General features: G+C 36.7%; 8 protein-coding genes. All 8 read right to left on the bottom strand.

The window, feature by feature from the left end; translation table 11 throughout:
* Nucleotides 1-8 precede the first annotated feature (8 nt).
* Nucleotides 9-1,199: a glycoside hydrolase family 27 protein gene (locus tag SOLCA_RS07380; protein ID WP_014679816.1), complete on the bottom strand. Its 1,191-nt coding sequence runs from the start codon at nucleotides 1,197-1,199 to the stop codon at nucleotides 9-11.
* Between the two features lie 88 nt (nucleotides 1,200-1,287).
* A complete protein-coding gene (locus SOLCA_RS07375; RefSeq protein ID WP_014679815.1) occupies nucleotides 1,288-2,304 on the bottom strand; it encodes a GntR family transcriptional regulator in 1,017 nt (338 codons plus the stop codon).
* A gap of 155 nt (nucleotides 2,305-2,459) precedes the next feature.
* Entirely contained in the window at nucleotides 2,460-4,091 is a 1,632-nt protein-coding gene (locus SOLCA_RS07370; RefSeq protein WP_014679814.1) for a RagB/SusD family nutrient uptake outer membrane protein, read from the bottom strand.
* A gap of 23 nt (nucleotides 4,092-4,114) precedes the next feature.
* Complete coding sequence (locus tag SOLCA_RS07365; RefSeq protein WP_014679813.1) at nucleotides 4,115-7,189, bottom strand: SusC/RagA family TonB-linked outer membrane protein; 3,075 nt, start codon at nucleotides 7,187-7,189, stop codon at nucleotides 4,115-4,117.
* A gap of 315 nt (nucleotides 7,190-7,504) precedes the next feature.
* Nucleotides 7,505-9,877: a beta-galactosidase gene (locus SOLCA_RS07360; RefSeq protein ID WP_014679812.1), complete on the bottom strand. Its 2,373-nt coding sequence runs from the start codon at nucleotides 9,875-9,877 to the stop codon at nucleotides 7,505-7,507.
* Between the two features lie 616 nt (nucleotides 9,878-10,493).
* Nucleotides 10,494-11,879 carry a hypothetical protein gene (locus SOLCA_RS07355; protein WP_014679811.1) on the bottom strand — a complete coding sequence of 462 codons (1,386 nt, stop codon included), beginning with the start codon at nucleotides 11,877-11,879 and terminating at the stop codon, nucleotides 10,494-10,496.
* 482 nt (nucleotides 11,880-12,361) lie between these two features.
* A complete protein-coding gene (locus SOLCA_RS22220; RefSeq protein ID WP_014679810.1) occupies nucleotides 12,362-13,552 on the bottom strand; it encodes a thioredoxin family protein in 1,191 nt (396 codons plus the stop codon).
* A gap of 11 nt (nucleotides 13,553-13,563) precedes the next feature.
* On the bottom strand, nucleotides 13,564-14,913 hold the full coding sequence (locus SOLCA_RS07345) for a RagB/SusD family nutrient uptake outer membrane protein (RefSeq protein WP_014679809.1): 1,350 nt from the start codon (nucleotides 14,911-14,913) through the stop codon (nucleotides 13,564-13,566).
* Between the last annotated feature and the right edge of the window lie 67 nt (nucleotides 14,914-14,980).

Here is a 14,980-nt window from a genome sequence, read left to right as displayed (position 1 = left end):
AACCTTATCTATAAAAAAATTTGGGTAAGTTTTAACATGATTACATCGTGTGCCGGTAGTACTCCAACAACATTCTCTTTAGTGGTTCCTACGTCTTTGTGTTTCCATACATCTCTCACTTTGTAATTACCATCCACCTTAAATTTCTTGATTGTTGTTTTTAAATCATGATTAATAGTAATAGGTTGATTGCTTCTGTTGATAAAGCAAAAAGCGTAATTATTATCACTCAAAGGCTTAAACCAAATTTCTAAGTCACCGTATTTCATCCATCTGGTAGCAGATATTCCAAGCTTATCCTGGTCAATTTCCAATACTTCTTTATTGGTTAAAAGCTTAAGTGTTTCGGCCGACATGTTTCGAATATCATTGCCGGCCATTAGCGGTGCCGAAAACATAGCCCACATACTCAAATGCAATCGTTCTTCAGCCGGCGTTAACACACCGTTCCCGATTTCGAGCATATCAGGATCATTCCAATGACCCGGACCCGAATACTCGCCAATTTCAGTATGAAGATCAATGATCTGAAGTACACCTAATCCTCCCCAATTATTCTTACAATCAAAGCAATTAATAATATCTTCAGTTGTTCTCCATAGATGGCCAACGTTTTTACCCCACTCCCAAGGCTTATTAGTTCCCCATTCGCAAATACTTAAAACCATTGGTCGGCCTGCTTTATAAATTGCATCTCTCATTAAGGTATAAGATGCTTCTGCATTTTGTTTACCATGAAAACACCAATCGTATTTTAAATAATCCACATTCCACTTGGCATAGGTTCTTGCATCCTGAAATTCATAACCCCTGCTTCCTGGTCGCCCCTGACAAGTTGCGGTTCCGGCATCTGAGTAAATACCAAATTTTAACCCATTTGCATGTACATAATCAACCAAACTACTAATTCCTGAAGGGAAACGGTCTGGATCAGCTAAAATATTCCCTAAACTATCCCTCCCTATTTGCCAGCAATCATCAATCACTATATATTCATATCCTGCTGCTTTCATTCCATTGCTTGTCATCGCATCGGCAACTTCTTTTATAATTTTTTCATTGATCTCACAGCCAAACTTATTCCAGCTGTTCCAGCCCATTGGTGGTCGTTCTGCTAAGTTTTCAAACTTTTGTCCATTTGCCTGGCTTAAGACAAAACATAACAACAAAGCCAAAAACATTCTCATAATAGTTTTCATAAGTTGATTTAAATTTAAAATACTATTCTATTCTATGCTATTTAATAAATACAAAAGCGTTTTCAATTAAATTTTACCTTTGTAACATTTATAGCGATTTGCGTCTGATCAAAACTGTAGGAACTATCTCTTTAATTTTCTCTTGACTTAAGACAAAATTGGCTGCTTTCTTTGCCATCAGCACAAAATCAGTTGAGTAAGTAGTGATACCATCACAGATAATCTCCTTAATCGGATCATCATCCTGGGAAAGAACACCTACATCTTTTCCAAGAATGAAACCACGTTCTTTGCAGTCTTTCAACAACATCCATGTCTGTGTGTCGTTCGTTGAAAAATAGACCTTCCCTTTTTCAACAGATCCGGCTACATATCTTGTTTTTACTGAATGGACTATTTTCTTATCTGAAACATATCTTTTAAATGATTCCAAAATTTCTTTTGGGGCATCAGAATCTGGTCGCGAGAAGAAAACAAGCTCATCAAAATGCTTTATTGTATCATTTAGCTTCGTCAATACCTGATAAGTTGATTTTTCAAACTCTTGAACGATATAGGAAAAATCTCCTTCTAACTGTTCAAATCGGTCGATCATCAACAGCTTATTCAGGGGTAATACTTTCAAAATTTCACTGGTTTTCGAGTGTGGCATAGGTGCAACCACATACATTCCATACCTACCAACTACCTTATTTATTAGTGTTTCGAATATTTCAATATTGTGATTGTGAAAATAGATGTCAATATGAACATCAGTAGTTAACGCGGCTCTAAATGCGTTGTAGAAAGTTTCCTGTACAGAATCAAACGCATATAAAATAAGCGCCACCGTGAGCTTTTGATTGGTATTTTCACTTGAAACAAAATAACCCATTCTGTTTTTAGATTCAACAATGCCACGATCGATTAACTCTTTGTATCCTTTTACGATTGTTTCACGGGCAAAACCGGTTTCCTTAATCATGATGTTAACAGAAGGAAGCAAATCGCCCTGTCGTAATAGTTTCTCATCAATTGCATTAATAAATCCCTGCACCAGCCGCTCATGTTTAGAATAACCAGAAAGTTCTTCTAATGCATGAATTTTATCAAATACTTCTTTCATAAATGGATGCTATTCTATTTTATACTATCTACTTCACAAACATAGAAACATTTAACTATTTCAAAAGTATATCGTGAATTTAGTAACTCTAGGTAATTATAAAAGCAGAATGAAACTAAAAGCTTCATTCTGCTTTCAGCTTTAATTTACAATTATTAGTACAATGGATTTTGTGTTAATAATTTATTCTTTTCCCGCTCATATTGAGGTATCGGGAATAGATAATTAGCTTCTTTAAAGGTGCGTTGTTGTAATGTATAATATTCGTAATTAAATGTTCCGTCGGTATTTTTGGTAATGTTAACAGCACGCAACGGTTTATTTTCTGTTTGCATGGCTATTTTCCATCTGCGAACATCAAAGAAACGATGACCTTCAAAACAAAATTCAATCTCACGTTCTAATTGAATGGCTTCCTGCAAGGCATCTCCTGTAGCTGCAACAGCAGGCATTTTTACACTGTTTCTGTTTCGAACTAGATTTAAATACTGAAGTGCCTCCGCCTCATTACCAAGTTCAACTTGAGCCTCCGCATAATTGAGGTACATTTCTGTTAACCGGAAAATGATCCAGTTTTGAGAACTACCTGTTGTATTTAAATCATTTGATTCATCAGCATATTTTCTCCAATTGTAGCCTGTAAGTGTGGCGTTCCAATTTTCAACCGGACTTTGAGGGCTATCCATTCCTCCTTTAAAATATTCAGCTTTTCTGCCTTTAAAATCAGCACCATTATAAAGAACAGAGGCATAAAAACGTGGGTCCCTGTTTTCATACGGTTTCGATGGATTATAACCTGATGTCGGATCTGTAATTGATTTACCATTGCTCATCTGAAATGCATCAACCAGGTTTTGTGAAGGAGCATAAACCGACCATCCATGGTATCCATTAGGACAAATAAAAATATCCAGGACAGATTCCCAATTGGTTCCGTTCATTCCAAACGATAAAATTATCTCCGAATTAAACTTTTGAAGGAAAATTTGTTTGTAATCATTTCCTTGATACAATTGATACTCACCTTGTGCAGCTAAGTCGATAACAGCTTTGGCTGCATCAGCTGCTGCCTGCCATTTGGCTTTATCGTTCGACGGATTATTTAAAGGGCTGGCAGCATACAATAAAGCTCTGGATTTTAATGCCAAAGCAGCACCTTTGGTAATTCGACCTTCGTCGATACCACTATAGCTCTCCGGTAATAACGCTATTGTTTCATTCAGCTCGGTAGTTATAAAATTCATGCATTCAGCATACGTATTACGCTTAACCATATAGGCGGTATCCGTTAGCGTGTAAGATTTAGTAATAATTGGAACACCCCCAAAACGAGTTACCAGATCAAAATAGCACCATGCTCTTATCATTTTCATTTCGCCGATTAACCGTTTCTTTAAGTTTTCATCACCACTAACTCCCCCTATCTTTTCAAAGAAGGTATTACAATCTCTTATGTAACCATAATTAGTACTCCAGCTATCCATAGAGAGATTGTCTGGCGTAATGGTTCCCTTATTCCAACTAAATACATTTTCGTAATTAAATTTAGAATACCCTTCATCCGCTGCCGCAGATAAACCTGTTCCACTTGCCACGTCCCAGTTGTAAACATGTGGAAATGCTCTGTACTTTGAGTTAACATAGGTTTGGACTAAATTTATATCCGTCCACACATCCAACTCTGAATAGGTATCTAATGGCTTTCTATCAAGGAAATCTTTTTCACAGGCGCTCAATCCTGCTAAAAAGCTTAAAGCCAAAACAATGGTATATATCTTGTTTTTCATTTTATCAAATTTTGAACTGGTAATTAAAAGGAAATATTAGCTCCTGCGCTTATAATTCGGGTTTGCGGATAATAACTACCCGTAACGTTATTCAATTCCGGATCATAATCTTTGATATCGCTGAATGTTAACAGGTTAAAGCCATTAACAAATGCTCTAACGTTTTGCAGATGAAGCTTTTGAGTTAGGCTTTTTGGTAAAGTATAAGAAAGCTCAACTGTTTTTAATCGAATAAATGCCGCATTGCGTAACCAAAAATCAGAATAACGATTATTTATAGGATCATTACGATCAAAAGATGCCGGATAAGATCCATTAGGATTTTCAGGAGTCCATCTATCATCATACAACCAGGTTGGAGGCGTAATTGCATTACCTTGTTGTGGTAGGATCAATTGTTTAGCATCTGTTTGACCTTGCCACAACATGTTCAACCCAATTCCCTTATAATTTACACCTAAATTAATACCGTAAATACCTCTGGGTGTTGCTCCTTCATAAATTCTTATCCTATCATTAGCAGTAATTTGTTTATCACCGTTTACATCGATGTAACGAAGATCACCGGGACGAGTTCCGGGCAAATGGACCGAATTATCAATTTCTGCTTGAGTACGATAAATGCCATCATTTTTATAAACCAGCCAAGAGTCTATTGGGAAACCTTGTCTTTTTTGCCATTCAGGAACGTTAGCGGCTTCGTCCATAAAATTCACTTCGTTTTTTGTATACGTGTAATTAGCACCAATACTATACGAGAAGTTTTCATTTACAGAACGTTGATGCGACACTTCCAATTCGATACCACGGTTACTAACACTTCCGATATTTTCTGCAGGTAACTTACCATCCAATCCCGTACTTGTAGGAACTGATGCATTACGTGCTACCAGGATATTATTGCGGTTAGAAATGAAATAATCTGCATTAACAGTTAAAAGGCCATTAAAAAAAGAAGATTCAAATCCGAAATTACTTGTTTTGGCAACTTCCCATGTAATGTTAGGGTTTGGAGTTACTCCGGCTGATAATCCTTGAACCAATTCACTGGTTGCTCCGAAGTAATATCCCCCATCGAGATAATATTGTTGTATATTTTGATAAGGCAATACTTTATCATTTCCGAGTTCTGCCCATGAAGCTTTTAATTTTAGGTGACTGATGAAACGTACATTATCCTTAAAAAAAGGCTCTTCCGATACTCTCCAAGCTGCAGAAACCCCAGGGAATGTTCCCCAACGTTTGTCTTTTGGAAAGATGTAAGATCCATCATGGCGTAACACAAAGTCGATCAAGTATTTTTGCTTGTAGTTATAGCTTAAACGACCAAATATATTCTGACGAGCGGTTTGAGCAGCATTTCCGCCATTGTCTTTATCCTTATCACCGCCGATAAAAATTTGATCGATTTTATTACTTAAATACCCGGTTCTATAGGCAAAAACTCCTTCATTATAACTATCACTTTGTTCATAGGCCACAAATGCACTTACATCATGCTGACCAAATACTCGGTTATAACCTACTTTGAAATTATAGGTTTTCATCTGATAATTTCTGTAATCAGATCTTAAGTTGATTGGCCCTTCCGAACTGCGAACATTCTCATAATCATTGGTAGTGCTGTTATAGCGATAAGCATCCCAATTGTCTTTGAATATTTTCTCATTTCTGAACCTAAAATCATAAGCAGCTAAACCGGCAACATATAAACCTTCAGTTACAAACGGTAATTTTAAATCGAAAGATAAATCAGACAGAAGGTTATAATCAGTAGTGTAATTATATCCGGTTGCTCCGGAAGCCATCAAAACCGGATTTTTGCCTCCAGCTAAACCTGGTCCGGGAAGTCCATTTGGATAATAGGCGGGTAATGTTGGGTAAGCAGATAATACCTCAGCAAAAATATTATTGCTGGTATAATTAGAAAAGTTTCTGTCTTCAATACGACCCGAAAGATTTAATGCCACATTTAAAATTGGCAGAACTTGCGTATTGATATTAGTTCTCAGATTGTATTGATTATAATCTGTTGACGATTCTCTATAAATACCTTCTTGTTTCAGGTATTCTCCTGATAAGAAAAAGTCGGTTTTTTCACCACCTCCGCTTACAGAAAGAGCGTGTCGGGCTTGAGGGGAATTTTCTTTTATAACGGCATCATACCAATTGGTATTAGGATAATTTACAGGATCGCTTCCGTTGTAATATTTCTCAATATCAGCATCAGTATACTGGTGAGGTTTACCATATCTATCGTTTACCTCATTAATATAGGTAGCATATTGTCCGGCATTTACCGGGTTGGGCAATCTTGTAGGTTGCGTTGTTCCATAACTTCCGGTATAGGTAACAACAGGTTTACCAGATTTACCTTTTTTTGTGGTAATTAAAATAACGCCATTGGCAGCCTGAGCACCATAAATAGCCGCTGATGCATCTTTTAGAATAGAGATACTCTCAATATCATCAGGATTTAAACGTTCAAAAGAACCTCTGTTAGCAACGCCGTCAATTACCACCAAAGGACTATTGTCGTTTAACGTTCCTTTACCACGAATTAGAATATTTGAAAAATCATTTCCCGGCTCGCCTGAACGATTTGATGCAATAACCCCCGGAGCTCTACCAGCTAATGAATTGGAAAGATTGGCCGATGGACTTTGCTTAATCTCGCTGCCTTTAACGGTGGCAACGGAACCGGTTACGGTTACTTTTTTCTTTGTTCCATAACCGACTACTACAACTTCATCCAAAGCTTTGGAATCAGCCTTAAGTTGAATATTGATTTCGGTATTGTTGCCAACGGTTATTTCTTTGCTAACATAACCTGTAAATGAAAAAATCAACGTTTGACCTGTTGAAACAACAATGGAGTAGTTTCCGGAAGCATCTGAAGATGTTCCTTTACTAGTTCCTTTAATTGTTACAGATGCTCCGGGTAATTCTACCCCTTTTTCATCAATAATTTTTCCTTTTACTGTCAATGCTGCTTGAAGAGATCCGGATTGTCCAAATGCCGTAGCTATTGAAATAATCTGTACTCCACAAACAAACATCCACAGCAAAAGCAGTTTTTGTGTAGTTTTTGTTTTCATATAAATTGAGTTAAAATTGGTTATTCTATTCTATACTATACTACTAACATAGAATAAACTTTTTTTATTTCAAAATCACTGATTAATAACTACTTCAGTCAGGGAGGCTGGATAAAGCACTAATTGCCATTTGCAATCTCAAATGGCACTTTTCACCTTGCTTTTTTGTGTACAAAAAAATCCCGCTATGACTTATGCCACAACGAGATTTACATATTTTAGAAATCGTGACCTTATGAGAAACCTATTTTTCACTTATGTCTTTAACCACTATAAGGTTAACTTCATCTACCACTAAGTATAGGTCTTTTGAGTTTAAAAATTGAACCTAGCTGATTTCAGGTACACCTTATAATCTTTAATCATACCACCTTTCTTTTTATCGGAACGCGGCAGGTATCTCAAACCCGTAATTTCTTCCTCCTTACCCAAATCAATCACTAACTGATGAGGTTGCTTCGTGTTGCTTTGCTTACCAATATATTGGGTATGCCATATAGTTGATTCCTGATTGTCGAAAACCTTATCAGCAGCATTATTTGCAGCAGTTACTTCCTCACTATCGGCATAAATTACTTTCCATTTTTGTGTTGAAATAGGTTTTCCATCCCTACCCAATAATTGTAATTCTGCCATTGAAGTGAAATTGTCATTTTCCTGAGAGCTTAACGCTTCAAAACAGAAATATCTGCCCTTAGCAGTTGTAAAGCTTACCGTTTTCCAGCTAATAGCAGCATCAAAGCTTCCTGCTAGAACAGGTTTCTCATTGGTTAAAACTAAATTTTGTCCTTCTTTTCTGTTCAGTAAAGAAGCATCAGGATTGATTTTATCAAGAATTGGCTCTTTTAAACCTTGAACAGTAGCGTCTGTGGGTCTTTCCAAATCAAGAATAATAATTTCATTCATCCCCCTTTTTAGCCAAACTCCTGGCATAAGAAAAGTTTGTTGAGGGCCAATTTTCCAGAAACGCCCGATATTATAACCATTTACCCAAATCATTCCTTTGCCCCAAGTGCTTAAGTCAATGTATGTATCGCCCGTTTGATTAAGGTTAAACTTGGCTCTATACCATGCCGGCCCATTTACCTTTTGCTTTACAAATTTTGCGTTGGCTTGAAACTGATAATCAACCGGGAAATTATAAACTGTCCAATTCTTAAGCTCTTGAACAGTGCTCCCATCTGAAATTTCAACTTTTTCTGTAATACCTTTTCTGTCTATAACCGCTTCTCCAAAATTTACCCTTCCGGTTGCTTCCACCAAAATATCCAGAACCGCACCAGCCTTTGTAGCGGGAATTTCGATGGTGCTATCGGCCCTTCTACGATCTAGTTTACCAACTAATTTTCCATTAATAAACACCTGAGCCCAATCGTGCACCTCGGTAATTATCAGTTTTCGTGGAGTAGTAGACGCGGTTAAGTTCGTTCTGTAATTTATTCTTCCCCAACCTTGGTCAAACATCTCCATTGGCTTTATAATTTCGGACGCTTTACCTGGCGGTAAATTATCAAACAATGGAGCAGCCTCTTCAAAAGTGATTTTAGGTATAGTGATAACTGGAATTGGGGCAGGAATATCACCTAATTTTTCACCCGGATTCAGGTAGTTTTTTAACAGGTTACGAACGGCAAAAAATTTTTCAGTTGTATTGCCTTGTTCACCAATAGGGGCATTATAATCATAAGAAGCAACCATTGCCGAATAAGGAGGAGAGTTAGCTCCACCCCATTGTCCAAAAGTTGTACCCCCATGCGCCATATACAAGCTGAAAGATATTTTCCTATCCATCATATCTTTCAAACTCCCTATAAAACTGTTAATTGAGCGGGTTTCATGTGGTCGCCCCCAATGATCGAACCAGCCTGTCCAGTACTCACTGCACATTAATGGGGCCGTCGGATGCTTTTCTTGAAAGCCTTTGAATTGTTTATCTACATCTGAGCCCGCTCCAAAATTAAGCGTTATAGCAACTTCAGGATCTGTTATATAAGAGTTGAACGTGGAAGACCAATCACAACGCATTAGTTGCACCTTATTAAAACCAGCATCCTTAAGGTTTTTTCTATTGGCATCCATGTATTCAGCGCTATTACCGAAAGCGGCATACTCATTTTCAACTTGTACCATTATAATGTTGCCACCATTTTGAATTTGCAACAGAGCCAATTGCTTTCCAACTTCCTTTAAGTACTTGGCCGAACGTTCCATAAAATAACGATCCTCCAAGGTTCTTACTTTTAAATCAGGCTTTTTAAGCAGCCACCAAGGCAGTCCTCCCATATCCCATTCAGCACATGCGTACGGGCCGGGCCTCACAATGCAATACATCCCATTGGCCTGAACAAGCTTAACAAAAGCGGCCACATCCTTTTGGCCTGTAAAATCAAATTGATCAGGTTTTTGCTCATGAAAATTCCAAAAGAGGTAAATACAAATGGTGTTCATTCCCATTGCTTTACAAAGCTTAATGCGATGATCCCAATATTCTCTGGGAATACGTGGAAAATGAATTTCGCCGGCCCTAATTAAAAACGGTTTCCCATTGAGTAAAAATTCGTTTGTTCCTAAAACAAAAGATCCTTTTGTTTTACTTAATGAAGTTTGAGCAACTGAGGTTTTAATTGCATTCTGAGCAAACGCAATTTGCGCATAGGCCAATAAGCACACCAGCATTAATCTTTTCATATCTTGGTTTAAGTTGACTTTAAAAAACTTCTTACTCTGGAAGCTACACCCTGTTGAAATCCATGTGTTAATGATTGTTTCAAAGGTATTGTATCAAGTAAAAAGCAAATTGTATTGAACTACTTATGTTTATAAGTAATATCAAATCTAATTGAATGTTACATGACTTTAAAAGCCTCTGTAACCCAAAGTCAACTTATCGCCTATTTAATCGCAATGCAAACGATTGTGTAATTTTTGATTATTTAGTTTGCATAGGGAATTAGACTCTCGCTTCCGCTAAGACTTTCAACATCTAAATGTCGAAAAAAAGCCTAATAGTGCAATAAACACAGTTTGATGAATTATTTTCTTCCGCCGCTTTCAGCGAGACTCACTTTTTTCATGCAGTGTTTTATTTTAAAGGTATTCAAGAATGCTTCGCATGTTTTTCCTCAGTAAAAAAGTAAACAAAAAATGCTCTCTGCTCAACCGAGACTGCGTACAGTACTCCGACAGTTGGTGCGAGTATTTAAATCATCTCTTCCGAACTGTACGAGGCGATTTTGGCTTATTATGATAATTTATGCTTTAAATTCACATATGTGAAATCAAATCGCACAACGGGTTATTTTTATTACTTCCATACAGCCCAATTACTTGGTGAAGCCCAGTTAGTAGTACCCACCGCTCCTCTGTAAGTTACCACTGTAAAGAAGCCGGTAAAATTAGGACCGTCAAAATTAGCTCCCGTCATGGCAGGAGAACTGGCCTGGAGAGTAAGATCAGGGCCATTTGCACCGTACATATTGGCTAATTTCAAATCACCTGATACTTCAATCAACCCATTTTGATTTACATTATTTAAAGCAAAATCCCTAGTCCCCGGATCTGCTATAATACCAGTAAATCCTGCTGGGTCTGATCCTGTGTCATAACTAAAAGCCCTGTCTGCATTGTCACTTTGTACTAAGTTATGTTTGAACTCAGAGCCTTTATTATTCAATAGTGGAGGGCGCGTTCTTGGACAAGTCATTAAACCACCCTGCGGATACTCAGCTATAATAGAATTCTGAAAAACAAATCTGGTTCCTTTACGTATATAAACCCCTTGGTTGAGACTGGTTTTAGTAGTTTCACTTCCTTGTGGACCAATAATGGTCATATTAGAAATAATTGGGCGCGTCAATGGAGCATTTGCAGTGGGCACCGCATCATTATAACTCTCTAATCCATTTGCTCTCAGGGCATGCTCAGATGCAAGTTCAGTCCGGTAAGAAATTATATACTGCATCTTGCCTGTAAATCCATAATCAAAATCAAAATCATCATCACCATTATTATAGGCTACAAGATGAGTAGCATTTACCGTACCTCCAACAAATTGAAATCCGTCATCTCTTGAATGAGCTACCATCACGTAATCTATTGTGGTTGCAGAACCCACGCTATGCAAACTTAAGCCACTTGCTTTGTCTATTGCCCATTCCTCTTCTGCATCAGGATTTATACCGCCACAATATTCAAGTCTTAAATACTTAATAGTGCCGGAGTTATCATCTGAAATAGAACCCCCATATTTCGTATCAGCTGAAACTGCCAGTCCTTCTACATTCCCAGTACCGATGTTAACAGGTGCTTTCCCCAATATAATTACAGCCCCCCAATCGCCTGGGGCTTTGTTTACTTCTGCAGAAGTAAATACCACCGGGTTATTACTCGTGCCATTAACTACTAATTTAGCTCCCTGTGTGATCACCATCGTTCCTTTACTACTTGGTTCATCATGTTTGACGAAGGATATTGTTGTACCGGCAGGAATAGTTAAGACAGCATTGTTTTTTACATACAGCTGACCATCAATTAAATAATTAGTGCCTGTTTCTAAAGTTCGGTCGGTAATAATGGAATTAGGAAGGGTTTCTGTTTTAGTTTCAGGAATACTAGGATTATCTGAATTCTTACTACAGGATGCAATACCTAGTATTGACCCAAGCAACATAACTAATCCAATAGATTTCATCGCGGTTTCTGATTAAGGTATACAATTGCATTATGAAATATCAAACTAATTTACAAATCATAAACATTAAGAAGGGCACTTTATGAAATATAAATATTTGATAATCAGTCAGCTTAAACTATGCCAATCCTATTCTTTTGAATAAAATAAGGTAACATTTTATGCTGGGTGTTTAATAAGTAAACAGATTTGGATGTGAGCTGTATTTAGCTTTAGAAGTTGAGTAAAAATCTTCTCCAATATTCTACATTTTTAATATTTATATAGAATTAATGGAGATAGAGAAAGCTACTTGAATCGTTTAAAGTTTTTTCTTACCTGCAATAAGTTATCAACCGGATGGAGTATTTTGTTTTATTTTGCCATTGATCTTTATTACCCTATACACTATTAAGTATCGAGTATTGGTGCATTAATAAAACAGGGTTTGAAAAGCTCTCACTTTTCAAACCCTAAACACAAAATTTACTACCAATTTTACTCTACATGGCTTGAATTTTTTCAATTAATAATTCAACCCTCTTTTTAGCTTTAGGATTTTCGTCGCCTAACACTTGTAAAGAAATTTGAGCAGCTCTTAATGCTTCATTTTTATTATTCAACTTGTAACATAACTCTGCATAGGTAGAATAGTTACTAAACTCTTTGCCATTTAATTCCGTTGCCTGGTGCGCCATTGCACAAGCTTGTTGTAAAGCTTCCGTTTCTTCTGTAGAATTTAAACAGTAACGCGCAACGAAACTAAGCTTAGCATCATTTTTTTTCAGAACAGTCTGACTGTATTGGCTGGCCTGCTTTATAAACGACGGATAATCTTTACTATATAAATAGTACATTAATTCCATTTCAGCAGCAGTACTTTCATCTGCATTTTTATCCTGACGATAAGTATCAAGTCGTTTGAAAAAAGAATCTTTATCATTCTTATAAATTGCAGCATTTAAAGCTCTTTCTACAGCTGTTTTCTGAATTTTATCTACCTCATCACTTCCATACTTACTTACAAAATGAGTTTTATTGGCCATTAAAAACTTATAAAGACGGCTTTCCTCATCCAATGGATATAGCTTAATTAATTCCCAACCTTCATCTGTTAAAAGATTTTTGTCAGCTGTTTGAGCCACGAGTTCCTTGTAAACCAATAAAGCTTTTTCTCTATTACTGTTTTTTAAACTAGTAATGTATTTGAATAAAAAGCCTGCACTCTTATCACCATTATTATATCTGGATTCAAGGGAACTTGAGGTTTCTTTTGGATCGGAGGTTTTCTGCGCAATGGAAACAAACTCTGTTGTTGGCATTCTTCCTGCAGCTTTGTGTACTAATTTTCCGTTCGCATCAAGAAATAAATAAGTAGGGAACGAATTAACGCCGTATTGTTTGCGAAAATCAATGCCCTCACCTTTTTCCATATCAAGCTTATAGTTTACAAACGTTTTATTGTAATAGCTTGCTGCCGTATCGTTTGTAAACACGTATTTCTCCATCCATTTACAAGGTCCACACCAAGAGGTGTAACAATCAACAAAAATTAGTTTGTTTTCCTGCTTGGCCTTAGCAAAGGTTTCCTTTACTGTTCCTTGAAAGAACTTAATTCCTTTGTTTTCATTCTGAGCATAAGCTTTAATAAATGAAAAACCTATCAAAAAAACTGTTATAATCGACTTCTGCATTTTTAGATGGATTAGTAACCAGGATTCTGTTTAATTAAACCTTGTGAAGTTCGAATGGTATTAATAGGTATAGGCATAATATATTGAGCTTCACTTTTAATTGTAGATTTTACTAATTCAATATTAATATCGCCTTCTATTGCATAACGGATCATATCAAACCATTCTTCACCACTTTCGGCACCTAGTTCATAAATTTTTTCCATGCGGATAGCCTCCAATAATTCAGCCTTAGTATCCACAGTAATATCAGGCATTCCTGCTCTTTTACGAACTGCATTTATGGCACTACGAGCTTCAACAAAACTGCTCCCACTACGAACTAAAGCTTCCGCCTGAATCAGGTATACCTCTGCTAATCGTAAAAAGTATTCTGTATCCGCAGGCAAAGGTTTATTATCTATTGTTGCTCCTAAAAACTTACCATTTCGACCGCTTGAGGTAATAGCCGCTGATTTACGAGTATCAGTTGTCATTATATTTTTGTAATAATCTGACAGTAAATAGGAAGATCGAAACATAAATGGTTTATTGTTACGTTCTTTCTTATCGTCAAATGGAGTGGCAAACAATACCTCGGTTGAATTGTATTTGAGTTTAAACACATCAGCGAAAATAGGTTCCAACTTCACTTTCCCTGAAGCAATAACAGCCCGGGTTAAATCACTTATTTCCTGATATTTTTTGGCATATAACAAAACCTTAGCTTTCAAGGCCATGGCCGTTGTTTTTGAAGCGTAAACAGCTTTTGTAAACTCAGGTGCATGCTCAATGGCGTAGTCCAAATCACTAAATATCAAATCATAACATTCCTTTACTGTATTTCTAGGTACTGAGACCGCATCGGCCACAGGTTTGTCACGTTTAATAATGCCATATCCGGAATCCATATTATAGAATTGTCCCCATAACCTCAAAAGATAGAAATGTGATAATGCGCGAAGGAACTTAGCTTCACCAATAATTTCCGCTTTCCGTGGATTTTCAACATCAAGCTTCTCTGTTTTTTCAATAATATGATTGGTTATATTGATGATTTTATACAAACGAATATAGATGGACGATAGGGTTTTATCCTCTGGCGATACAGAATTGTTAACGAAACTATTATCTCCAACCCCTACAAAGGTTAAACCTAGTTGACCAGTACTTCCAGGAGTATAGATAATTAACTCTAAGCCTCCCCTCACCTGCCCATAAGCACCAGTAAGCACTTTTTCGGCTGAAGAAATATTAGTAATCGCCTGATCGTCTGACAACTGATTAACCGGTTCAATATCTGTTACATTTACTAAATTACATCCAGCTAATGTGCTAAAGCCAAATACAACTACAATATATTTTTTAAGAATTTTATTCATATTTCAAAGTTTTAACTATCCAAAAAGCAACCATTAATTATTCAATTAAATGATTACTAATTAAAGT

The sequence above is a fragment of the Solitalea canadensis DSM 3403 genome, assembly GCF_000242635.2.
Classification (GTDB): domain Bacteria; phylum Bacteroidota; class Bacteroidia; order Sphingobacteriales; family Sphingobacteriaceae; genus Solitalea; species Solitalea canadensis.
This window is presented reverse-complemented; position numbering and strand designations above follow the sequence as displayed.